Annotated in this window: 21 protein-coding genes, 1 pseudogene and 1 riboswitch; of the genes and pseudogenes, 2 read left to right on the top strand and 20 right to left on the bottom strand. The window is 33.8% G+C overall.

Annotated elements, in window-relative coordinates; all coding sequences use genetic code 11:
- Positions 1-83: 83 nt before the first annotated feature.
- The 6 genes and pseudogenes from OEV82_RS03250 to OEV82_RS03225 all read right to left on the bottom strand — a co-directional run bounded on the left by OEV82_RS03250 (position 84) and on the right by OEV82_RS03225 (position 5,659).
- Positions 84-830, bottom strand: a complete 747-nt coding sequence (locus OEV82_RS03250; RefSeq protein WP_317634297.1) for an amino acid ABC transporter ATP-binding protein — start codon at positions 828-830, stop codon at positions 84-86.
- Between the two features lie 13 nt (positions 831-843).
- Positions 844-1,503, bottom strand: coding sequence for an amino acid ABC transporter permease (locus OEV82_RS03245; protein WP_263061005.1), 660 nt, complete (start codon positions 1,501-1,503; stop codon positions 844-846).
- 115 nt (positions 1,504-1,618) lie between these two features.
- A complete protein-coding gene (locus OEV82_RS03240; protein WP_173659965.1) occupies positions 1,619-2,395 on the bottom strand; it encodes an amino acid ABC transporter substrate-binding protein in 777 nt (258 codons plus the stop codon).
- A gap of 273 nt (positions 2,396-2,668) precedes the next feature.
- A pseudogene (locus OEV82_RS03235) lies at positions 2,669-3,651 on the bottom strand (ring-cleaving dioxygenase).
- Positions 3,652-3,818: 167 nt separating this feature from the next.
- Positions 3,819-4,058, bottom strand: coding sequence for an indolepyruvate ferredoxin oxidoreductase subunit alpha (locus tag OEV82_RS03230; protein WP_173659961.1), 240 nt, complete (start codon positions 4,056-4,058; stop codon positions 3,819-3,821).
- Between the two features lie 170 nt (positions 4,059-4,228).
- Positions 4,229-5,659: a multicopper oxidase family protein gene (locus OEV82_RS03225; protein ID WP_317630482.1), complete on the bottom strand. Its 1,431-nt coding sequence runs from the start codon at positions 5,657-5,659 to the stop codon at positions 4,229-4,231.
- A 443-nt stretch (positions 5,660-6,102) separates the two neighbouring features.
- Here OEV82_RS03225 and OEV82_RS03220 point away from each other — a divergent pair, with 443 nt between their 5' ends.
- Positions 6,103-7,071, top strand: a complete 969-nt coding sequence (locus OEV82_RS03220; RefSeq protein ID WP_263061041.1) for a cation diffusion facilitator family transporter — start codon at positions 6,103-6,105, stop codon at positions 7,069-7,071.
- Positions 7,072-7,162: 91 nt separating this feature from the next.
- Here the strand turns inward: OEV82_RS03220 and folP are convergent, their stop codons facing one another.
- The 9 genes from folP to OEV82_RS03175 all read right to left on the bottom strand — a co-directional run bounded on the left by folP (position 7,163) and on the right by OEV82_RS03175 (position 17,513).
- Positions 7,163-7,984: a dihydropteroate synthase gene (gene folP / locus OEV82_RS03215; RefSeq protein ID WP_263061002.1), complete on the bottom strand. Its 822-nt coding sequence runs from the start codon at positions 7,982-7,984 to the stop codon at positions 7,163-7,165.
- Positions 7,985-8,131: 147 nt separating this feature from the next.
- A complete protein-coding gene (locus OEV82_RS03210) occupies positions 8,132-9,346 on the bottom strand; it encodes a M20 family metallopeptidase (RefSeq protein WP_377701046.1) in 1,215 nt (404 codons plus the stop codon).
- A 34-nt stretch (positions 9,347-9,380) separates the two neighbouring features.
- Positions 9,381-10,205, bottom strand: a complete 825-nt coding sequence (locus tag OEV82_RS03205; RefSeq protein ID WP_263060999.1) for a MetQ/NlpA family ABC transporter substrate-binding protein — start codon at positions 10,203-10,205, stop codon at positions 9,381-9,383.
- A gap of 23 nt (positions 10,206-10,228) precedes the next feature.
- A complete protein-coding gene (locus tag OEV82_RS03200; RefSeq protein ID WP_173659184.1) occupies positions 10,229-10,879 on the bottom strand; it encodes a methionine ABC transporter permease in 651 nt (216 codons plus the stop codon).
- Positions 10,869-11,900: a methionine ABC transporter ATP-binding protein gene (locus OEV82_RS03195; RefSeq protein ID WP_263060998.1), complete on the bottom strand. Its 1,032-nt coding sequence runs from the start codon at positions 11,898-11,900 to the stop codon at positions 10,869-10,871. The genes OEV82_RS03200 and OEV82_RS03195 overlap by 11 nt, the downstream gene beginning before the upstream one ends.
- A gap of 162 nt (positions 11,901-12,062) precedes the next feature.
- Positions 12,063-12,165, bottom strand: a riboswitch (SAM riboswitch).
- Between the two features lie 198 nt (positions 12,166-12,363).
- Complete coding sequence (glpK, locus tag OEV82_RS03190) at positions 12,364-13,854, bottom strand: glycerol kinase GlpK (RefSeq protein WP_263060997.1); 1,491 nt, start codon at positions 13,852-13,854, stop codon at positions 12,364-12,366.
- A gap of 114 nt (positions 13,855-13,968) precedes the next feature.
- Positions 13,969-14,793 (bottom strand): MIP/aquaporin family protein, encoded by an 825-nt coding sequence (locus OEV82_RS03185; RefSeq protein ID WP_173659815.1) that lies wholly within the window; start codon positions 14,791-14,793, stop codon positions 13,969-13,971.
- A gap of 235 nt (positions 14,794-15,028) precedes the next feature.
- Positions 15,029-15,592, bottom strand: coding sequence for a glycerol-3-phosphate responsive antiterminator (locus tag OEV82_RS03180; RefSeq protein WP_263060996.1), 564 nt, complete (start codon positions 15,590-15,592; stop codon positions 15,029-15,031).
- A 262-nt stretch (positions 15,593-15,854) separates the two neighbouring features.
- Positions 15,855-17,513, bottom strand: coding sequence for a glycerol-3-phosphate dehydrogenase/oxidase (locus OEV82_RS03175; RefSeq protein ID WP_263060995.1), 1,659 nt, complete (start codon positions 17,511-17,513; stop codon positions 15,855-15,857).
- A 323-nt stretch (positions 17,514-17,836) separates the two neighbouring features.
- On the opposite strand from OEV82_RS03175, the gene OEV82_RS03170 reads away from it, so the two are divergent.
- Positions 17,837-18,307: a staygreen family protein gene (locus OEV82_RS03170; RefSeq protein ID WP_173662486.1), complete on the top strand. Its 471-nt coding sequence runs from the start codon at positions 17,837-17,839 to the stop codon at positions 18,305-18,307.
- A gap of 346 nt (positions 18,308-18,653) precedes the next feature.
- Here OEV82_RS03170 and OEV82_RS03165 read toward each other — a convergent pair whose 3' ends face one another.
- The 5 genes from OEV82_RS03165 to lanKC all read right to left on the bottom strand — a co-directional run bounded on the left by OEV82_RS03165 (position 18,654) and on the right by lanKC (position 24,958).
- A complete protein-coding gene (locus tag OEV82_RS03165; RefSeq protein ID WP_263060994.1) occupies positions 18,654-20,414 on the bottom strand; it encodes an ABC transporter ATP-binding protein in 1,761 nt (586 codons plus the stop codon).
- Positions 20,415-20,615: 201 nt separating this feature from the next.
- On the bottom strand, positions 20,616-21,455 hold the full coding sequence (locus OEV82_RS03160) for a class I SAM-dependent methyltransferase (protein WP_263060993.1): 840 nt from the start codon (positions 21,453-21,455) through the stop codon (positions 20,616-20,618).
- A gap of 167 nt (positions 21,456-21,622) precedes the next feature.
- Complete coding sequence (locus OEV82_RS03155) at positions 21,623-21,760, bottom strand: class III lanthipeptide (RefSeq protein ID WP_263060992.1); 138 nt, start codon at positions 21,758-21,760, stop codon at positions 21,623-21,625.
- A 377-nt stretch (positions 21,761-22,137) separates the two neighbouring features.
- The gene (locus tag OEV82_RS03150; protein ID WP_263060992.1) at positions 22,138-22,275 is read right to left on the bottom strand and encodes a class III lanthipeptide; all 138 of its coding nucleotides are present in this window, start codon (positions 22,273-22,275) and stop codon (positions 22,138-22,140) included.
- A 76-nt stretch (positions 22,276-22,351) separates the two neighbouring features.
- On the bottom strand, positions 22,352-24,958 hold the full coding sequence (gene lanKC, locus OEV82_RS03145) for a class III lanthionine synthetase LanKC (protein ID WP_263060991.1): 2,607 nt from the start codon (positions 24,956-24,958) through the stop codon (positions 22,352-22,354).
- Positions 24,959-24,981 lie beyond the last annotated feature (23 nt).

Genomic DNA, 24,981 nt, shown 5'->3' with positions numbered 1-24,981 from the left:
AATCGATCAAGTAAAGGAATCAATTTTGTCAATATTAGTACATACATATAGAATCACTGATCATAATATTTACATAACAAATACTATTTTTGTACCCTCATTAAAAATGTCTTCGTCCGTTCCGTTTTCGGATTTTCAAATATTTCTTCAGGTGAACCAGATTCAACAATTTCACCCTTGTCCATAAAGATAATACGATCGGCAACTTCACGAGCAAACCCCATTTCATGAGTAACAACAACCATTGTCATTTGTTCCTCAGCTAAATCCTTCATTACATTTAAAACTTCACCAGTTAATTCTGGATCTAATGCAGACGTCGGTTCATCAAACATTAAAATATCCGGATTCATCATGAGCGCTCTCGCAATGGCAACCCGTTGTTTTTGCCCACCGGAAAGCTTAGCTGGATAAGCATCGGCACGGTCCGCTAAACCTACCTTTTCAAGTAACTCTCTTCTTCTCCTTTCAACTACACTTGCACCTTCTTTTTTTACAAGTTTCGGTGCTAACTCTAAATTATCCTTAACTGTTAAATGAGGAAATAAATGAAAATGTTGGAACACCATGCCCATTTTACTTAAAATTTTTTGAATATCCTTCTGTTTTGCATATTGCCCATTTTTCACTAAATATTCACCGTCAATGGCTATATTGCCATCATCGATTGTTTCTAAATTAGCAATACTTCTTAATAATGTGCTTTTACCTGAACCAGATGGCCCGATAATGGCAACTACTTCTTTACGTTCTACTTGAAAACTGATTTGCTTTAATACGTCTAATTTCCCATATGATTTTTGCAAATTCTCTACCTTAATAATAGACACGTCGATCCCTCCTTTATTCGAATCGATATTTTCGTTCGATTCGTTTTAAAACCCAAGTCAAAGCAAGCGTAATCATTAAATATATAAAACCAGCTACAAAATAGGGTACAATTGTCGCATCTCTGTTAACGGCAGTTTGCGCAAAATGCAACAATTCGGGTACCGCTACAGCGTATAGTAAAGATGTATCTTTTACTAATGTAATAGACTCATTGGATACCGTTGGTAATGATACACGGATCATTTGAGGAATAATAATTTTTGTCATCGTTTGCCAACGATTGAAACCTAACACTTTGGCTGCTTCATATTGTCCGTTATCAATTGCTAGAAGGCCTCCACGGAAAATCTCAGCGAAATAAGCCGAATAGTTCAAAACAAAACCAACACATGCCGCTACAAAGCGATCTAACACTAAGTATTCCCCGATCACCGGTATTAATGGTAACCCGAAACAAATAAATAATAGTTGTAAAAGTAAAGGTGTTCCCCGCATGACATATATAAAACCTTGGACTAACCAAGATAGAGGTTTTATCCGGCTTCGAACAGCCAATGTCAGAACAAAGCCAATCGGTATCGATAACAAAATGACAATAGCAAATAGTAATAATGTAATCTTAGCTCCTTCCAACATTGGCATGATTATCATTTCAAAATAATCGATTGACATACAAATCCTCCTTATTCCAGCATGTTTCATGCTAAACAAAGTCATCTTAAATGCGATTTATAACGATAAAATGGCTGTCCAACGACAGCCCTAATTATTCCCTTTCCATTTGGTATTAATTCAATATTTTGTTTTCGCCAAACCACTTTTCAGATATTTCTGCTGCAGTTCCGTTTTTAATAATTTCATCCATTGCTTTTTGTACTTTTTCTAATAATTCATTGTTTCCTTTTTTTACACCAACTGCATATAATTCGGGAGCTAAAGATTCTTCTAAAACTTTATAAGTATCTGGTTTCAATGTCATATAATAATCAATGACTACCTCATCAATAACTACTGCATCGATTCTCCCATTATCTAGATCTTGTAAAGCTAGAACATTTGTTTTAAATTCCGTGATATCTTTTATTTCTGAAGCAATTTCAGAATTGTTTAATGCATTACTTGCTGAAGACTGGGCTTGTAATCCGACCGATTTACCAGCCAAATCATTTAAACTATTAATTTCTGAATCTTTTAAAGTCACAATGACTTGTGCATTGGCTAGATATGGCTCAGTAAAAAGAACCTTTTGTTTCCGTTCTTCCGTTACTGTATAACCGTTCCAAATTAAATCGATTCTTCCGCTTTGTAGTTCTGTTTCCTTTGAACCCCAATCTATCGGTTGAAAGACAACTTTTGTATCCATTTGTTCACCAACCGCTTTCGCTAAATCAATATCAAAACCAACGATATTATTATTTTCATCACGAAATCCCATCGGTGCAAAGGCATCATCTATCCCAATTATTAATTGATCATTGCTATCCGTACTAGAAGAATCCGTGGAACATGCTCCAAGGGTTAGAATTACAATGAAGAGAAGAAAAATTTTTGTTAACCGTTTCATGTCTAGGTCACCTACTTTGAATTATTTAATCGTTTGATTCTATCGAACGAACTTTCATTGTTTAATTCTTTAACAAACTAAAATATTTGTGTTACATTCACATAGTAACATTTCTATTAATCTTAGTCAATAAATAAATTTACTGTATTAGCAAACTAAAGAATTATATTTATGAAAATCCTACGATAGAGTTACTGCTAATCAGTGTAACTCGCATCCTTCATATTCTTACAAAAAAAATCACCATTCTCTCAATGAGAATGGCGTAAGTATTTATTCATACTCTTTTTCAAAAACTTTATTGCTACGTACTGTATCGAAATGGCGAACTAGTTTTTCAATTTCTGCTCGTTTAGATTCAAAAAATGGTGGCAACGACAATTTTTCCCCCAATGTTTCATACGACTCATCGCCCATAAAACCTGGACCATCGGTTGCAAGTTCAAATAGTATTTCTGGTGAAACCCGGGTATATAAGGAACCGAAATAATATCTTTCTACAAATCCAGAAGTACCAAAACGATACTCTCTTAAATGTTTATCCCATTCTTCTAAATCTTTTTTTCATCAACTCGGAAAGCAGCGTGGTGAACCGTACCAAAACCTTGTCTGCCTGGAGGTAAAGTTGTATTATGTTCTAACCATACTTGGGCTCCATTTCCTCCTTCGCCGACTTCAAAATTATAAAGATCCCCTTCTTTTCCAACTTGTCGAAAGCCGAAAACCGACTCTAAAACTTGTTTGAAATAATCCAAATAAGACACTCGAACAACGATTGGCCCAAGACCAGTAATTGCAAATTCTTCTGGGATTGGACCTTTTTTCCAAGGCGTGCCAGAAGGAACCCCTTTATTGTTTTCATCAGAAATTAATTGATAGTTCTGATCATCAAAATCAACAAATGATAACGATTTTTTACCAAACTGCTCTTTTATACCAAAATTTTTAACACCTAAACGGTTAAAACGTTTTTGCCAATATTCCAAAGCAGCATCATTTGGAACACGAAATGAAGTTTTAAATATTTCATTTGTTCCATGGTCACCTTTCGGAATTCCAGGAAAATCAAAAAATGTCATATCTGTCCCAGGTGCACCAACATCATCTGTAAAGTAGAGATGATAGGTTTGGATATCATCTTGGTTCACCGTTTTTTTTACGAGACGCATACCTAACACATACGTAAAAAATTCATATATCTTTTCTGCACTGCTTGTAATCGCAGTTACATGATGCAATCCTTTTAACTCTTTCATTATAAGTTCCTCCAAATTAATTCTGTTTCAGTTATTTCTAATTCGAGATAAATATATCATAATTCGACCTTCATTGCAATGAATTTATAATTTATAAACATATAGTTGTTTAAATATCAAAAAAGGAATAGCACATCATTGCTATTCCTTTCCTTACTATAATTGAATTAACGATTACTGAAAAATTCTTTTGCTTTTTCTAAATAAACTTCTTCTTCTGGACGAAGATCTTCTTCATAATAGATTGCCTCAACCGGGCAGACTGCTTGACATGCACCACAATCTATACAGATAGCAGGGTCAATAAAATATTGATCTTCTCCCTTTTCTATACAATCGACTGGACATACTTCAACACACTCGGCTGCCAGTTCATTTTTACAAGGTGCTGTAATAACAAAAGCCATTTATTTTTCCCTCCCAAATTCACATCATATCATAATAAAAAACCATACTTATTATAATATACCATAGAATACATTGCTTACAGACTTAAGTTCGAAATTCCAAAAAACTGTAAGCCTTATCTTATTTATAGTAATAGGATAGTCACATGAATTCAAGATTTTTGATTCTCTCAGGGCTCTACTAAAAATTGTCCCATCATGCCTGCATCTTCATGCTCTAAAATATGACAGTGATACATAAAGATTCCTTCATGCTTAAACGTAGCAATCACTCTTACATTTTCACCAGGTTTAACAAGAAAAGTGTCTTTCCATCCAGCTTCATTATCAGGCGGTGGATTACCATTACGATCAAGAATTTGAAATTGGACACCATGAGCATGGAAAGGATGGGTTTGTCCTGTAAAATTACCTACTTCCCAAATTTCAGTTGAACCTAGGTTTACTTCTTCATCAATACGATCCATATCCATTTGAACTCCATTAATACTCACACTACTACCCGTTCCTTGAAAATTAAATTCTCTTTTCGTGGTAGCTTTTCTTTCATCAATTTTTTCAATGGTCGTCAATTTTTCCGGAATTGAATATACTTTGTCACTTGCTTGGTTTACTACAAAAGACATAAAAGATATTCCTTGGTCCTGTAGCTCAACGGTTTCTCCCATTGCAACTTTTGAAAAATCAACTAAAATTTCGGCCCGTTCACCTGATCCAACGGTTAAACTATCCATTCGAACCGGTTTTTCAAGAAAGCCACCGTCACTAGCGATTTGGTAAAATTCTTGGCCGTTACTAAACTTTAAATTATAAATTCTTCCATTAGACCCATTTAAAATACGTAAGCGCATCATTCCTTGTGGAGCTTCTACAAATGGATTTACGGCACCATTTACAAGAATCGTATGGCCTTCAAACCCGACAATCGAGTCTTTCATACCTAATTCATAATCAAGCTGACCATCTCCATCAAAGCGACGGTCTTGTATTATTAATGGCACATCATTTACTCCGTACTCTTTAGGAATTTTTAGAGAATCAGATACCTCATCTTCAATGTAAAATAAGCCGGCCATACCTTCATATACTTGTTTTCCAGTTTTATGCATTTGATGTGGATGATACCAAAGTGTTGCAGCAGGCTGATTAATTGTAAACATTGGATTCCAAGTCTCGCCTGGTTTTATTTCATTATGAGGACCACCATCATTTTCTCCGTCTACTTCTAGCCCATGCCAATGTAAGGTCGTTGATTCATCTAATTCATTCGTTACTTTTACAGATACTTCTTCACCCGTGCGTACACGGATAACAGGACCTAAAAAATTACCATTATACCCTCTTGTGTTTGTAATTATTCCTTCAAAAAACTCCATTGTCCCATCTCGTGCCGTAATTTCAAATTCCGCCTTGTTTGGGGCTGGATTTTTATCTTCTAATAATGGTGGGATAGGTAATGTTTGCTGCTTTGTTACTAACGTATCATTATTCGCTTTTTTAAAAGAAGTAGCAAATACTCCCCAACTATATAGTAAGAGGCCCCCGCCAACAATGAATACGATGACAAATAGCCCTATAAAAATCCAAATCTTCTTTTTCAACAATTACTCCACCTTTCTCTTTGATGACAATATTCACCTTTTTCATAATTCAAGATGTAATAGATAAAAGGTTCCTAATATAAGCGTACTGCAAAATGTATATTTTTCCTTAATTAAAATTGAACATTATATTAATTTTACAGCTTATACATCTTATACATCTTTCGATCGACCAAAAATAAAATTTTATGAATTTGAACATACTATTTGCGAAATCTTCCTTATAACATTCTTGGGGTGAGACATAGACTAAGGTTAACCAAAAGAATAATGACTGTAAAGTAGATTAACAAGAAGAGAAGTTTTGTTGTTTAATGATATAGAATAGAAAGAATTTTGGTTTATGCCAATATTGTTGCGATAGACCCACACAAATCCCAATTGTTAAAATAAAATAAACTATGAAGTAATTTGATTGACTTGGAAAGAGTGAATTGAAATCTATGATTAAATTTTTAATTAAACATTTGATTCCGAACCATGAAAATACAGCAAACGTTTCTGTCAGGGAAAAATACGGTGTTCTCTCGGGAATCCTTGGAATTATTTGTAATGTACTATTATTTACTATAAAGTTGATTATTGGACTAATCGTCAACAGTATTGCTATCATTTCAGATGCTTTCAACAATTTAACAGACTCGGCCACATCTATAATTACTATTATAGGCGCAAAACTTAGTAACCGACCACCAGATAAGGAGCATCCTTTTGGGCACGGTCGATATGAATATATTGCCTCACTGGTAGTAGCATTTCTTATTTTTGCCGTAGGTTGGCAATTGTTAGGAAGTTCATTTAAAAAGATTTTCAACCCGGAACCTATCGAATTTAACTTAATTGCCATTGTTATTCTTGTGATTTCAATACTAATTAAGGTTTGGATGTATTCCTATAATCGATATATTGGAAAAACGATCAACTCTGGACTCAATATGGCAGCTGCAAAAGACAGCTTAAATGATGTGATTGCTACCTCAGGTGTTATCCTTGGCATTATCATTGGAGTGTATGTGAACTTACCAATTGATGGGATCATTGGATTTATCATTTCTCTATTAATTATTTATACAGGATTTATTACAGCAAAGGATTCGGTTTACTTCCTTTTAGGACCATCACCGGAACCGGTAATATTTGAAAAAATAGAAAATATTATTGCGAAAAGCCATATTGTTTCCAATTGTCATGATTTACGTATTCATGATTATGGTCCAGGGAAACAATTTGCTTCTATGCATGTCGTTGTTCCAGCACATATCAGTGTCGAAGAAGCACACAGTTTAATCCATCAGCTGGAGGAAAAAATTAAACTAGAACTTGGCATTGATATGGTCATTCATATTGATCCGAGTAAGGATATAGATGAGAGATTAAAACAAAACGAGGGAATAGAAAAAGGGGACGAGTAACTATCCCCTTTCCGATTTTATTTTTGTCTTTTAAATCACTGAGAAAGGATGTTCTTGATACTTTTTCATATCATCCCCTTAAAACTTCTCTTTATTTCGCTCTTAACATCGCATCCATCATCCGCGCTAACTCAACATTTAACTTAACATTATGAACCCGCATCATCTGAATTCCTTTCGTAATTCCAAGACAAGTTGTTGCCCCCGTTCCAATATCTCGTTCATCCGGTGGCAAATCAAGCACATGACCAATGAATCGTTTACGGGAAGTAGCAAGTAAAATCGGATAACCTAAAGTATGAAACTCTTCCAAATGATTCATAACATACAAATGTTCTTCCATTGATTTAGCAAATCCTAAACCTGGATCAAGAATGATATTTTCTTTCCTAACTCCTGCCGTTAAGGCAATATCAATACTTTCCTCTAAATCTCTTTTCATATCATCAATAATGTTCGAATAATGAGCCTCTTCCTCTTTGCGATTATGCATTAGAATAATCGGAACATCATATTCGGCCGCCACATTTGCAATTTCAGGATCTTTTTTTGCACCCCAAATATCATTTATCATGTCTGCACCTGCTTCCAATGCGGCTCGCGCAGTCTCTGCTTTATATGTATCTACCGATATTGGGATACTTATTTTGTCTCGAACAGCTTGTATAACAGGCACGACCCGCTCGATTTCTTCCTCCGTTGAAAGCGGGGTGTGACCTGGTCTTGTTGATTCACCACCGATATCAATAATATCTGCACCATCTTTTTCCATATTCATCGCATGACTTAAAGCTTTTTCAAGACTTGTATATTTTCCACCATCGGAAAATGAATCTGGCGTTACATTTAAGATTCCCATAATATAGGTTCGTTCCAATAAATGATAGGTTTTCGTTTTTGTTTTTAAAATCATGGGAGTCATCCTCTCGATATATATTTAAAATTTTCTTTTATTATATAAAAACTTCTTCTATATCATATCATAGTTCAAAAAGGGATTGATCTTAACAAAAAAAAAGAATCCATCCTTTTTAATGAAGACAGATTCCTTAATAAAATTTTAATGAAAGTTTTCTAGCTCTTTTCTTTGTTGAAATTCAGCTTTTATTTCAGCCAAAATATTTGGTTCATATATTAAACGTAAAGCTGTTAAAGCAAGAGCTTTGGCACCTGTAATAAGAGCATAATCGCCTCTTTCAGATACTGCTGCTTCTCTAAATTCATCTGTATGAGCCACAAGATCATCTGGCCCAATCTTTATATATGGGTGAATGGTCGGAACAACTTGACTAATATTACCTGCATCAGTCGAACCTATACCTTGTTTTAGATCATGAACCGTCTCCCCAAGTTCTTCAATAACTTCTTGAAAAACTCTATTAAAGCGATCATTTAATAACAAATTATCAACTTCATTTTGAAAAGCTGTAATTTTTACTTTCGCACCAGTTGCCAATGCCGCAGCTTCTGCAATGGCTTTAACACGTTTTGTTACTCCATTCAAACGATTTCTTGTGGAAGCTCGTATAAAAAATCGAGCTTTTGCATATTCAGGTATAATATTTGGTGCATCACCGCCATGGGTTATGATTCCATGAATACGGACATCATCTGTTACATGTTGTCTAAGTGCATTAATTCCATTAAACAATTGAATAACTGCATCAAGTGCATTTATCCCTTCATGTGGTGCAGATGCAGCGTGACTAGATTTCCCAAAAAATTCAAAGTCAAGAGGATCAACTGCAAGAGATGGCGACGTTAAACTAGTTTTACCACTCGGATGAATCATCAATGCCGCATCGATCCCTTCGACTAATCCATGCTTTACAAAACTTCCCTTCGCACTACCATTCGGTCCACCTTCTTCTGCAGGCGTTCCTAATACAATTGCCTCCCCACCTACTTCTTCAAGAACTTTACTTAATGCAATTGCAGCTGCTGTACTCATCGTCCCTATAATATTATGACCACAAGCATGACCAAGACCAGGTAAGGCATCATATTCTGCTAAAAATGCTATAGTAGGACCTGCTTTATTTGATGTTTTCTTTGCAATAAAAGCTGTATCGTGTCCTGCTACTCCCTTTGTGACTGAGAAACCTTCATTTTCTAGTAATTCCGTTAATAAACTAGATGCAAAAAATTCTTGGTTTCCAATTTCTGGGTTTTTATGGATTTTATGGCTTGTAGAAATATAAAGCTCTTTATTTTTTTCAATATTTTCTTTTATTTTTTCTACTAAACTTGTTTTTACTGCTTTCACTGAGACCACCCCTTTTATTTCATTGTTTCTCTGTAATAGATTTTTACCATCCTATTTTATCTAACGGAACAAAAGTTGGAATTAATGCTCCATCGTATTCTTTTTTAATAAATGTAGCGGTGTCTTCTTCTTGGAATAACTCTGCAATTCTTTTTAAAGTTGGATTATCTTTATCTTCCGCACGTACAGCAATAATATTTAAATAGTTAATTGCTGTTTCACTTTCAAGATAAATGGAATCCTTAACAGGGTTAAATCCAGCATCAATGGCAATTCCATTATTGATGATAGAGGCAGCAACATCTGGAAGTACCCTTGGTGTTTGTGCAGCGACCATTTGTTCAAGTTTTAAGTTTAAAGGATTATCAACAATATCGGTCTCAAGATTTGTTAAATTACCATCATACCCATCTCTTAATTTGATGAGCCCAGCTTCTTCTAACAATAGTAACGCCCTTCCCCCATTTGATACATCATTTGGAATCGCAATCGTACTATTTTCAGGTATATCTTTTACATCTTCATATTTTTCTGAATAAAGTCCCATAGGAGCAAGAACTGTTGTTGCAATTGGTACTAAATCTAAATTATGTTCATCAATAAATTGGTTGAAATAAGCAATGGTTTGAAAAGCATTCGCGTCTAATTCCCCTTCAGCAAGGGCAGTATTAGGCTGAACATAATCATTAAATGATACAATTTCAATTTCAATTCCTTCTTTAGCTGCCTTTTCAGCTACATAATCCCATTGTCTCGTGTCAGTCCCACTAATTCCTACTTTTACTTTTTTCGTCTCATCATCGGATGAGCAAGCAACTGTAAATAAAACAATGAATAAAATGAATATACCAACTAGTATTTTTTTCATATATGTTTCCTCCAATTCTGTCATTATCTTCTTCTAATTTTTCTTGACAATATGTTTCCTAAGGATTGAATTCCTTGCACCATAATAATTAAAATGAGAACTGTTATCACCATTGTGACAGTGTCAAACCGTTGATAACCATAGGTAATTGCCAAATCACCAATTCCACCTCCGCCAACTGTACCTGCCATTGCGGAAGCTCCAATCAAACCAATAGTAGCAATTGTTATATTTACGACTAATGAACTTAGTGCTTCTGGAAGTAGAAATCGAAATATAGTCTGTAATGGAGTTGCTCCCATCGCTTTTGCAGCTTCAAGTACCCCCGGGTCTATTTCTAAAAGTGAACTTTCAACTAATCTTGCAATGTAAGGACCAGCATAAAAGACAAGTGGAACAATTGCTGCAGAAGTACCAATAGAAGTACCCACGATTAATCTAGTAAGCGGTATGATAGCGACCAATAAAATAATGAATGGGATCGAACGAAAAATATTAATAATTCCATTAAGCACAGTAAATATTGGGATATTCTCTAATATTTGACCTTTACGTGTAACAAAAAGGAAAATCCCTAGAGGCAATCCTAGTAAAACAGAGAATAATAAAGATAGACTAACCATTTGTATCGTCTCAACTAATGCCTCAATAATTTGCTCTCCATTAACTAGCATGACTTGTCACTTCCTTTAGATGTATTTGCTGATGATTCAAATAATTGATAGCTCGTTGAATCTCTATATCATCACCAATAAATTCAATGATCAAGTTACCAAAAGATTGCCCTTGTAATTCTGTAACATTACCAAACAAGATCGTTATATCGACATTGAATTTTTTGGCCACTTGTGAAATAAGGGGGCTTTCTGTTTGCTGACCAAAGAAACGGATTTGGTAAATACTTTTCGAACGATTTCCCTCTTTTAAAATTTCTTTGATTGATGGAGGAAATTGATCATTCATTACTGTACTTACAAATTTCCTTGCAGTTTCTGTCTTTGGTTTTGAAAATACTTCAAATACAGTACCTACTTCTATGATCTTTCCTGATTCCATCACTGCGACTCGGTCACATATTTCACTTACAACTGACATTTCATGGGTGATCATTAAGATCGTAATTTTGTATTCTTCATTAATTTTTTTCAATAATTGAAGAATGGAACTTGTTGTCTGAGGATCCAGTGCTGATGTGGCTTCATCACAGAGTAAAATAGATGGTTGTGTAGCTAAAGCTCTTGCAATACCGACACGTTGCTTTTGTCCACCTGACAATTGATCAGGATAATCATTAAGATTATCTGCTAAACCAACAAACTCCAGTAACTCAATAACCCTTTCACGTATTCTTTCTTTCGGTTTTTTAGCTAGAATAAGTGGCATTGCTACATTAGCATAAACTGTCTTTGAATTTAACAAATTAAAATGTTGAAAAACCATACCTATGTTTCGTTTTACTTCTCTAATTTGTTTTTCAGTTAATTGAGTTAAGTCCTGTCCATCTACAATTACTTGACCAGATGTAGGAGGCTCAAGATAATTTACACATCGGAGTAGGGAGCTTTTCCCTGCACCACTATACCCAACAATTCCAAATATTTCTCCTTTGTTAATTTTAAGATTAATATTTTTTAAAGCATGAACTGTCTTATCCTTACTTTTATATTCCTTCTCAAGATTAATGAACTCAATCACGGATAATCCTCCTTTATACAAATGAATAAGTTCTAAATTTTTTACTAATCGATTTCTCTATTTCGTTATGGGAAACGTTGTACAAATACTGATGTTTTTTAAATTAAAAAAACCTCTTCTGAAATAAGAAGAGGTTTAAATGCATCATAATTATAAGACCTCTTCCTATCTTCCAAGGTAAAAACCTTGCAGGATTTGGCACGGTACAAAAATGCCCGTTGCCGAGGTTTCATTGGGCCAGTCCCTCCACCTCTCTTGATAAGAAGATTTTATTTAATTATCTATTACTTTAAAAATCTAATTATTTAATAAATTAATTAATAATATATTATTTCAACAATCAAAAGTCAATGCTAAATTTTTATTTTTTTAGTTGCGATATAAATATATAAAAAAGTGGGCCCAAAAGAGACTTTATATGGGACCCATCCTTTCCTTCTCAACTATAAACTAAATAACTTTATCATTTATACGCCATTGTTGCATTAACGGCCTTTTTCCAACCTTTGTAAAGCTCGTTACGAACTTCTTCCGTCATACTTGGTTGGAAATCTTTTTCTTGATTCCATTGTCTCGCAATTTCGTCTTGATTTTCCCAATAACCTACAGCTAATCCTGCTAAATATGCTGCACCGAGGGCAGTAGTTTCTTTTACATAAGGTCTTTCTACCGCAACATTCAAGATATCGCTTTGGAATTGCATTAAAAAGTTATTAGCGACTGCTCCACCATCAACCCGTAAAGACTTAACAGGAATTTTTGCGTCTTTCTCCATGACATTTAATACATCTTTTGTTTGGTACGCTAATGATTCAAGGGTTGCACGAATAAAATGCTCTTTTGTCGTTCCTCTTGTTAGTCCGAAAATCGCTCCACGAGCTTCACTGTCCCAATATGGTGTACCTAAACCTACAAAAGCTGGGACTACATATACACCTTCCGTTGATTCAACACTTGTAGCGTATTCTTCACTTTCCCCAGCATGTTTAAACATACGTAATCCATCACGCAACCATTGAATGGCAGACCCAGCAACGAATATACTTCCTTCTAAGGCATATTCAACACGACCATCGATTCCCCAAGCAATCGTGGTTAACAAACCGTGTTCCGATTGGATTGCTTTTTCTCCTGTATTCATTAACATAAAGCAGCCTGTTCCATACGTATTTTTTACCATTCCAGGTTGAAAACATGCCTGACCAAATAAGGCAGCTTGCTGGTCACCGGCAACGCCCGCAATTGGAATATTTTGTCCAAAAAAATGATAATCAACTGTATATCCATAAATTTCAGAGGATGGTCGAACTTCTGGAAGCATGGATGATGGAACGGATAATATATCTAAAAGCTCATCGTCCCACTTAAGCTCATGAATATTATACATTAATGTGCGTGATGCATTGGAATAATCGGTTACATGAACTTTACCACCAGAGAATTTCCAAATTAACCAAGTGTCAATAGTACCAAATAACAAGTCACCTTTCTCCGCTTTCTCCCTTGCACCTTCGACATTGTCTAAAATCCATTTTACCTTCGTTCCAGAGAAATAAGGATCGATTAATAATCCCGTTTTGTCTCTAATTGTTTGTTCATAACCAGCCGTTTTTAAGTCTTGGCAAATTCCTTCTGTTTGACGTGATTGCCAAACAATCGCATGATAAACAGGCATTCCCGTATTTTTATCCCATACAACCGTTGTTTCCCGCTGATTCGTAATACCGATTCCTGCTATTTGTTCAGGATTAATATTGGACTCAGCTAAACATGTAGCAATAACAGATAGAACTGATCCCCATATCTCATTGGCATCATGCTCCACCCAGCCTTGTTTCGGGAAATGTTGGGTAAACTCTTTTTGTGCAATATGAACGATTTCTCCCTTTTTATTAAATAAAATTGCCCGTGAACTTGTTGTACCTTGGTCAATCGCTAACATAAATTTTTCCATTATGATTTCTCTCCCATCTCTATAATACTACTTATCTACTACTTTCATATTTCATAACGTTTATACGTTTTTTATGATTTATAATATGGCTATGCTTAAATTATAAAACTATACTTATTTAACTATGTTAATATCACTTTTTTCAACTGAATTCTTTTTTGTTATTGCATATATTACAACAAAAATAATAGCGCTTCCAATCAAAACAAACCATGAGCCGGCTAAAAATTGACTTTGAAATGCCCAATTATAAAATACACTTGCTAATAATGCTCCAACAATTGGACCTACAATCGGAATCCAAGCGTAACCCCAATTTGACTTACCTTTATTTGGAATTGGTAATAAAGCATGTGCTAATCTCGGACCAAAATCCCTTGCAGGATTAATAGCATACCCTGTTGTACCACCTAAACTCATCCCAATACTAACAATCAGAAAACCTACAATGAAAGGATTTAAACCATTAGCAAACTCATTTGCTCCTATTGCGAAAATCCCGAGCACTAATACGAACGTTCCTATAACTTCACTGATGAAGTTACCGAATAAATGCGGGATGGCTGGACTTGTTGCAAAAGTATCAAGAATCGCAACTTGATCCTTTGTTTCTTTCCAATGAGGTAAATATTGAAAGTATACAATAACAGCTCCAATGAAAGCACCGATTATTTGAGCGATAATATAAGTTGGTACAAGATTCCAAGCTAGATCACCTGATAGTGCAAAGGCGAGAGTCAAGGCAGGATTCAAATGAGCCCCACTATACTGACCGACAGCATATGCCCCCATTGCAACAGCAAGCCCCCATCCAAAAGTAATCACAACCCATCCACTATTATTGGACTTTGATTTTTTTAAACTTACTCCGGCACATACACCGACCCCTAGAATAATTAAGATCGAAGTACCTACCAATTCTGCTAAAAATAATGTCATTACCATACACCCCTTTACGAATAGATACAAAAAAGAGACCACGTAACCTATCGATAAAGATAAGTTTGTGATCTCCTATTCTCTTTCACATAACCTTCATCATTAACTTGTAAATTGAATTTATCACAAGGAGAAAACGCTGTCAACATGAATCTCTATTTTAACTTTAATAACGTAGATATGTTGTTAAATATTCGGGTTCTTACTTCAAACAACCATAATTAAAAGGAATTTATTATTCTTGCGGTTCATAATATTCCCATAAGTTTTTACTTGATGTCGTAATCGTAATTGCACCAGCATTTATGGCTTGCTCCACTTCCTCTACCGTCTCAATAAAGCCACTAGCGATAATTTGCTTTTCAGTCTGTTGACAAAATTGCTTGATAAGCTTCGGAACTAAACCGGGTAACAGTTCTAGAAAATCTGGATCCGTTCTTTGGATAAGTTTACTGCTTTTTTCCATCGAATTCGTATCGAGTAGAAATATACGTTGAATTGTGACAGCACCTTTTTGTTTAGCTCTTTCAATTACAGCTGGCTTCGTAGATATAATTCCATACGGTTTGAATTCTTGACAAATATATTCAGTTGCAAATTCATCAGCCTTTAGACCTTTAATTAAATCAATATCAATTAAAATCTTTTTCTCATATTGACTTGCCAGTTTAAAAATAGGTTTAAGTCTAGAAATATGAGCATTTAATACAGCATAATATTCATAATTACTCGTCATTATTGAATCTACATCTTTCATATTACCAATTACAGGAATAATTGTTTGCTTCGTAAAATCCATCTTATTCACCTAATTTATCTAGTTAATTTTTCATTTTAATATCATTGTTATTTTAACAAAAAATGTAGACGAAGAATAAAAAGAAGAAAAGAGCACACCTAAGACACCAATAGGGAGAGTTATAAGAAATAACAGATTAAGGTGCCACATTCTTTGACCTATGATTGAATACAAATTGTATGGCGATTAAAGTAGCAAAGCCTACCCAAATACATTCAAATTGGTATAGGCTTCGAACTACAAAAATGAAAATCTATTGTATTTAATGTTCACTTACAAATTGAGCCTGTTTTAATATTTCCTCTAATTCCCTTTGATAACGCTCTGTCATTTCTGGATCCCAATTAAAATAAGATTGCATATATTGGATTACATTTTCTTTATATTGATTAACGAGATGAATATTAAATAGTACCGCTCCCGTTCTACGAAGGAAGAAGTCTACAGGTGTAACAACCATTTCATAAGTTAACGCATATTGTAATTCTGCAAAAAGTGTGATAGGCAATTCAAATTCTTTTGCTGTATCAGCGTTATTTTTCACAATATCAAATAACCGATATACATTCGAGCCATATTTCGATGCGAGACTTTCTGCTTCTTCTTTTGATAAACCGCTTGATTGGCCTATTTTACTAGCTTCATTTATGAACTCATTAAATTTAGCGGATCCGCCTACATCTCCTCCAGATATCGGAGTGTGTTTAGTCACACATGGACCGAACTGTTTTCCATATTCCTTTTCAAATTTATCAACTAATAAATCAACAATTTTTTCAGCCATTTTTCGATAACCTGTTAATTTACCGCCTGCTATTGTCATTAATCCAGATTCAGATTCCCAGATCTCATCCTTACGTGAAATTTCTGAAGGATCTTTTCCTTCTTCCCAAATTAATGGACGGACTCCTGCCCAGTTTGATTCTACATCCTTCTCCGATACTTTTACATCTGGAAACATAAAATTAATCGCTTTTAAAAGATAGTCCAGATCTTCTTTCGTCATTTGCGGATTTATCGGATCTGAATCATAAAAAGTATCCGTTGTACCGACATATGCCTTTCCTTCGCGTGGAATAGCAAAGACCATTCGTCCATCCGGCGTATCAAAATATACCGCTTGTTTTAATGGGAATTTTGATTGGTCGATAACAATATGAACACCTTTTGTTAATTGTAATACCTTCCCTTTTTTAGAGTTATCTTTTTCACGGATCGTATCCACCCATGGACCTGTTGCATTTACAACTTTTTTCGCACGAATTTTGTATGTTTCACCCGTTACTTGATCTATAACTTCAACGCCAATGACTTTCCCGTTTGAATAAACTAATTTTTCTACTTTTGAATAATTTAGAACTGTTGCACCCTTTTCAACAGCTTTTTTCATGACTTCAATTGTTAATCGTGCATCATCTGTACGATATTCAACATAAATGCCGCCACCTTTAAGACCTTCTTTTTTTACTAACGGTGCTTTTTGTAATGTTTGCTCTGCTGTTAACATTTTTTTTCGTTCACTTTTTTTAACACCTGCTAAGCGATCATACAAAGTTAATCCAATTGATGTAAAAAATTTCCCGAAAGTTCCATCTTTAAAAAATGGTAATAACATCCATTCAGGTGTTGTTACATGCGGCCCGTTTTCATATACAATGGCTCGCTCTCGTCCTACTTCTGCTACTTGTTTTACATGGAATTGTTTTAAATAACGTAAACCACCGTGAACAAGTTTCGTAGAACGACTAGACGTACCTGCAGCAAAATCCTGCATTTCTACTAAAGCTACTTTCATTCCTCGAGTTGTTGCATCAAGGGCAATTCCTGCCCCAGTAATACCACCACCTATAACAACAACATCAAATTCATTATTTTTAAATGTATCAATAATTTTTTGTCGATTTTTATTTGAAAACTGCATAGTTTTGGCCTCCTAAAAATTAGTGGTTAACAAACAAAAAGACCAAAAAACTAAGGCGAAGGGCATACTTCGACTCGTTTTTTGGTCTCCTTATCTCTACATCATATCAACTTTGATTTTATTATAACATAGATTTAAATCATTGAAAATGTATTTAACTTGAAAATAAAAAAGGGAGCGTCGCAAATGCCTCATGAGTAGGAAAGTTTCTAATTATATTTTTAGAGGAGTGTGTGTGCAGAATTGGAGACTTATGACTACTTACGAATAAATAAATAGTTATAAGCATATTTATAAATAATTGGCAGAAAGGAGTTTATTGCATGAGCAATTTCAATCCAGGGAGACTCTTTGTGTCATACGCCAATGGTGTTACTGCTACGGGTCCCATCTTTCCAAGATGTTACACACTCACTCACTCCGATGTTACAGGTGAACTTTTTTTAACAATTGGACTTCATTATGTATGGGGAAATATCAATTCTAATAGAGATGAAGTATTAGGAACATGGAAACAAAGTGGTAAGTTCTTATATTACTATGTTTATATATATTTAGATCAAGGGGAATATGATTTAAATGTAATAGCAAAACGCAATGAAGTATTTAGACGTGAATTGCCACTTGCATTAACAGCGATTCGGTACGGAGATAGGTTTTTATTCGACGCATATCCTAATCTAGACCAAGCTTCGATAATAATTAACTTTATATCTGCCTATCCTCAATTTGCTAGGCAAGAAAATTGGGGAATTTTCCACAAATTTAAGTATGAAGTAATTAACGAAGAATAGATGAGGCAGGAATGACGCACAGTTTGTCAAGAGTTGAAAAGTGTATTGATAACGGACCAATGGAATTGTTCTGGGAGCACTCAAATGTGAGAAGTACGATTTACATAAATGTGAGACATTTGAAGAACTCTTATAAGCAATTGAAGAATACATTTACTTCTCAAACAATGAAGATATCAAGTAAGAATAAACGGCCTTTCATTTGAATAACATTTGTTAGACACAAAAACTCCCCCTGAGGTAAGCTGATTTTTATTTTTTATCAGTCTACCTTAAGGGAAGCATATCAATCGCGGTAGCCTTTTCAATTTTTCATTATTATATAATTTTTATTTAAAAATATTTCTCAACTATTCACCTGAAGCTCTAATTCATTAGAAATTAATTGTTGGTCAACTAATTTTTTATACAATTGATTTGATTGGTACAATTCATAGTGTTTACCATATCCTGACACTATTCCATTCTCTAAAACAACAATGCAATCCGCATCTTTAACAGTTGAAAGCCTATGCGCAATAATGATTGTCGTTCTATTCTTCATTAAATTATTTAACGCATCTTGAACACGAGATTCGGATTGACCATCTAAATGAGCTGTAGCTTCATCTAATAATAAGATTTCTGGATCTCTTATAATAGCCCTAGCAATAGCTATTCTTTGTTTTTGACCACCTGATAAACGTACCCCCTTTTCTCCTACTTCTGTATCTAAGCCTTGGGGGAGAGAAGAAACAAAGGATTCTAAATCAGAAATCTGTAAAGACTTAATAATTTCTGATTCACTTATGTCTCGCTTTATTCCGTACAACAAGTTATCTCTAATACTACCTTCCATAATAGGTGTATCTTGGCTAACATAAGAGATTTTTTCTCTCCACTCCTTTAAGTTATATGAATAAATAGATTTTCCATTATAAAGAATATCCCCATTATCTATTTGATAAAATCGCTCTATCAAAGAAAATATCGTTGTTTTTCCTGCTCCACTTTCACCTACAATTGCCGTTTTTTGACCTTTTATAGCTGAAAAAGATATATTATTTAATACTTCTTTTTCAGCAGAATAGGAAAATCTAACATTTGCGAATGTAATTCCAGGTTCTGTTTTTATAGAGAGATTATCAATATTTGTTACAATATCTTCTTCAGATTCTTCTTCTAACAATGACTTAATGCGCTCTGTTGCTCCCATTGTTCTTTGGGCATGAGTAAAAAATTGAGCCATATTTGTTAATGGGGTAACAATCTGGAAAATATAAAATACAATCGCTACTAATGCTCCTGCTGACATACCACCAGTTGCAACTTGGTAACCACCATAACCAAAAATACATATTAAAGCCATAAGATTTGTCGATGTGATAACAGGAGACACTATTGCTAGGATTTTTCCAGATTGTATACCATAATTATATAGCTTTCTAGCATGGTTACTCCCCCGAATTGATTCCTCATCTTCAGCAACAGAAAATTTTACTAATCGTATTTCACTTAATACCCTATTAAGATTCCCCTGAAATGATGCAGTTTCACTTTGCAAATTTCTTGAAACAGCATACATCTTTTTACCAAGGGGATTTATTATTAAAAACGCAAGTGGAAATACAATTAGGAAAATTAGTGCCATTGTCCAATCTATTAGGAAAAGGATAATAACAGAACCAACAATAGAGATTAAACCAGTAATAAAAGGTATTAACTGATCAACGAAAAAGCTTTTCATTACAAATGTATCATTTGTAATTCTACTCATAATCTCTCCTGAATTATTAGAATCAAAAAATCTTACTGGAAATCTTATTACTTTATTCCATAAATCTTCTCTTAATCGTACAATAATTTTCTCGCCAATTAAAACCATCATATAATATGAGATAGCTGAAAGTGCAATTTGAAACATGAATAGTGCAACTAAACCAAGTAAAATTAATACATTTATTTCCTCTATTACTAATAAATCAACAAGATTCATCGCAATCAATGGAACGAAAAGCGAAACACCACTTTGAATAATTGTTAATAAAAATGCCAATCCAAGTAACAAACGTGAGGGCCTGTACCTATTTATAATACCAATGAATTGCTTAAAAGATAAACCTTTCATATTTGAATTATCCTTTTCATTTTAAAAATTTTCTTTCTAATAATGCTTACGTAAAATCCTTTTTAGTATATAACTTATTAAAATAATAACCTAGGATTCAGTATTAAATAATGTTAGATTACTCTTTTATTATTAAACCGAATACTAAATAGAGTTTCAGATTAAGTAAGTTTTACAATCAGTCATAGCTGCAGAATGTTTTTATTTTTTCCTTAATAATACTGCAAAGGAATCTAATTCATCTGAATATTCCCCGCCATTAACATCAGCATAAACCTTTTCAAGTTTAAATCCACTTTCATTTACTTCCTTTTCCAAATCTTCAATACTAAAATGTTGATTCCAGTAGTTATAATTTATTAATTTTCCATCCCCAAAAGCAATTACATTACTTGCCAAAGTAACTTTATTAGGGAATTTTTTTGAAGAATATAGTACCAAATGTTCCTTATCAGAAAATGGGCTACCTTTATCCGCTATCCACCACATTAATTTTTGTTCATAATTCTCATAACTCTTCTCAGATAACACATCCATTAGTAATAATCCTTCAGATTTTAAACCACTGTGGATATTGCGAAGTATTTTTTTTCTTTTTTCAGGTCCAAAGACTCCATAAATTTGATAGATTAGTAGAGCTATATCAAATTTTTGTTCAAGTTCGATACTTGTAAAATCTTCATTTCTATACTCTATTGATAAGTTTTCTTCTTTTGCCGCATTAATTGCGAAATCAATAGCATTTTTGTTAAAATCAATTCCTACAACTTCATATCCTAACTTTGCTAATCTTTGAGAATATAGGCCTGGGCCACAGCCTAAATCAACAATATTCTTGTACTTTTCAACAGGTGCAACATTATGAATAAAATCAACAGCTTCATTAATAAAATCACTTCCCCTGCTACCCCCAGGGATATTCTCATCAAAATATGACTTCATGACTAGATCTGCTCTTTCTTGATCAAGCCAAATCTCATGTGTCCCTTCCTTAAACGGCTCGGGAGTTTTTGCTATCTCTAATAATCTTTTGATTGCCATTATTCTAACACCTTCTGTTGAATTTTTTTATAAAATATGATTGAATTGTTTAAAAGGCGCTTAGCTGAACTCCACTTCAGCTAAGCCCCAAAGTAATTTTTTGTACATTTATAGAGTTTTGTTTTGTTAATTTAAAGTTATTAAATTTTAATAACAAGTTAATTCAGTTAACAACTTTGACTTAATGTGGACCAAAAGCCTGTAGTTGTTGTCACTGTCCATGTTGTAGTAATTGTTGCTTCTGCTGCTTGACCTTTTCCTTCTGTATCATGGGCCAGTTTTTGTAATTCAAGTACCTTGTTCATTTTCCTCACCTCCTTTTAATAAGTACTTAATTCGCTAAAATCAACAGCTTCATTAATAAAACCACTTCCCCTGCTACCCCCAGGGATATTCTCATCAAAATATGACTTCATGACTAGATCTGCTCTTTCTTGATCAAGCCAAATCTCATGTGTCCCTTCCTTAAACGGCTCGGGAGTTTTTGCTATCTCTAATAATCTTTTGATTGCTATTATTCTAACACCTTCTGTTGAATTTTTTTATAAAATATGATTGAATTGTTTAAAAGGCGCTTAGCTGAACTCCACTTCAGCTAAGCCCCAAAGTAATTTTTTGTACATTTATAGAGTTTTGTTTTGTTAATTTAAAGTTATTAAATTTTAATAACAAGTTAATTCAGTTAACAACTTTGACTTAATGTGGACCAAAAGCCTGTAGTTGTTGTCACTGTCCATGTTGTAGTAATTGTTGCTTCTGCTGCTTGACCTTTTCCTTCTGTATCATGGGCCAGTTTTTGTAATTCAAGTACCTTGTTCATTTTCCTCACCTCCTTTTAATAAGTACTTAATTCGCAAGTGTTTACTTGCTGATTAGCAAAAAGTATTTAGATTTTGTTACTGTTCCAGTAGTTGCTTAGCTTTTGTTCTTTCTAAAAACTTGTCAACATTGATTAAAGGTAACCAGTATAATGGATTTTCCTTAACAATTGCCATCAATGCTAAAATTATTCCTGAACTTCCAGTGTACACGTCATCTGCCAATCTATAAGAAAATTGCCCTGGAAAGACATAGTAATCATCTTTCTCAATTAAAAATATATTAAGTAGACTTAATACACTAGAGAGTATTTCTTCACGCGATTTACCAGACTCAATCATTGATGGGATTAAAAGAAAACTACCTGCTCCATCAAATAAACTGCCGCTAATTGTGCAACGTGTTTTGTATAATTTTAAAATTGCGTCCATCTCTTCCCTATAAAGGTCTTTTCCACTCACATGATTTAAGAACCATATTGATATAGCAATTCCAATAGATCCTCCAGAGAGGTATGGCAATAAGCGATTATTATTATCAAGTGTTTGAAGTACTCCCGATGTATCATCTTTCTGTGTTCTCTCTAAATCTTTCTTTAAAAATGACTCAGCCTTTTCTAAATATTTCTCATTATTGGTAGCTGAATAAAGAGCTGAATAAAACAAAGATACACCAGCTAATCCATCAATTACTCCTATATCTACTGCCATCCAGTCATTAGTTTTTAACGGCTCACCATTCATTCTGTTTAAGTCAATTAATCTATCTAAATTTTCAGATATATCCAAATATTTTTTATCCTTTGTTTCTAAATATAAACTAATCATGAATAAACCTACTCCTGCAATACCTGAGCGTAAAGAAATATTTTTCTCATTAATACTCTCTTTTATATTCATTAGCTCATTATTGACAACATCTATATAACCACTTTCATAAAGTAGAGCCAATATACCAGTCTTTCCTGTCAATAATCCATTGTCTTCTATTTTATCTAAGTTATCTAATAAATAATTATTAATCCAATTATCAACTTCTTTAGAGCAGATTTGTTTTTTAATAAGAGTAAAAGCAGCCCCACTTCCACCAGTCAAAAAGTTAAATTTTCCACCGCTCATCTCGAATTGTCGTATGTCGCCATTTATGAATCTTTCATCATTTGTCAAATTTTTTTTAATTCCTCTTAACAGCTTATCGATAATAAAGGAGATGTTATAGTTACTTGAGTGATTATTTAGATTAATTTCTCTAGGGGTATACTCTTGGTAGGATTTTATTCTCATATCACATTTCTTTTGTAATTTTACAATAAAGTTAAAAAATGACTCTTCGTAATTTTCCCTCATCCAATTAAAGTGATTATTCTGCAGATATCCATCCAAGTCTTCTGAGGAGGTAACTGGAAGTGCTAAATATTTAATTAATCTTTTTAGTCCAAACCAATCTCTTGCACCACTCACTTTGATATCCCGTGAAACAAACCCAATTGTAGCCATACCAGTTCTTTCTTCAGAATATACAGGCTTAGCAGTTTCAAAATCTATTAACCTAACAGTTAAATCATCTGTTACTATTACATTTGCGGGTTGCAAATCATTCATAGCTACTCCATTTTTATGTATATTATCTATTAAGGTGAAAAGTTGTAATAGTATGTCTTTAACTTTTTCTGTATATATTTTAATATTATTCCTAGTCCCAATAAAAGGGAAATTTTGTGCAGTCCATTGTCTTAAGTCTTGTCCCTCAATGTATTCTTCAACCAAAAAGCAATGTTCCCATTCTTGGAAATAGTCAATCAAATCAACAACACCAGGTATATCTTTAAGTTTTATTAATGCCTCATATTCAATTTTTTGTCTTGCTATAGCATCTTGGGCCGCCCCATCTAAACCAGCTTTTGGTCTAGCTTCCTTTATAATAACTTTCATTTTGTCCTTTTTCCTGGTCGCTAAATATACCCCACCAGCGTTACTATAATTAATTGCATTTTCAATATCGTATTTTTCTAAATTTCCTTCCTGTATTTTTTCTTTTTCAACGTATTTATTTATAGAATTAAGATAATCATCAAAATCTTTTACAAAATCTGGAACATGATAAAAGGGAGTTCTTTGATCTTTAATTAAATTTCCTTCCAAATCTCTAATACAATGCTCTCCATTTTCATTTAATATAGCTCCAAATCCTCCATATCTATAGAATACATTACTATCTTTCCATCTCTTATCATTTAGAATATACGGTCCTTTTTTGAAATCCTTGGTTGCGTCTGAAATAATATCTAACAATTCAACAAAATGTTTGTTATTGATAGGATATATTGTTATAAATTTCCCAGAAGAAGCACGATTAGCGTCCTTTGCATTCATTCGAAGAAAACTATCTCTATCCTTAAGATGTTTAAACGTTACCTTTTGTTCAATACATATATGAGCAACCCTCTCTAGTAAACTTTGTGATTCTTCCAAAGTTGCAGTTACGTGGATTTTCCAACCCTGCTCTGGAAGGATTAATCCCTTAACTTGATAATGTTTCCAAACTGAGTCTTCTTCTGAAATAATTGTATATGTATCAGGTACTCCTTTTAGTTCATATTCTGTATCTCTTTCTATTACCTTCATTTTACTGAAGTATTCTGACCCTGGTTTCATATATTGAAGATAAAGCATATTACCGTTCATAGTCTCCCTCCTTTTCTATTAAC

The sequence above is a fragment of the Pallidibacillus thermolactis genome (genome assembly GCF_025660415.1).
In the GTDB taxonomy this organism is placed as follows: Bacteria; Bacillota; Bacilli; order Bacillales; family Caldibacillaceae; genus Pallidibacillus; species Pallidibacillus thermolactis.
This window is presented reverse-complemented; position numbering and strand designations above follow the sequence as displayed.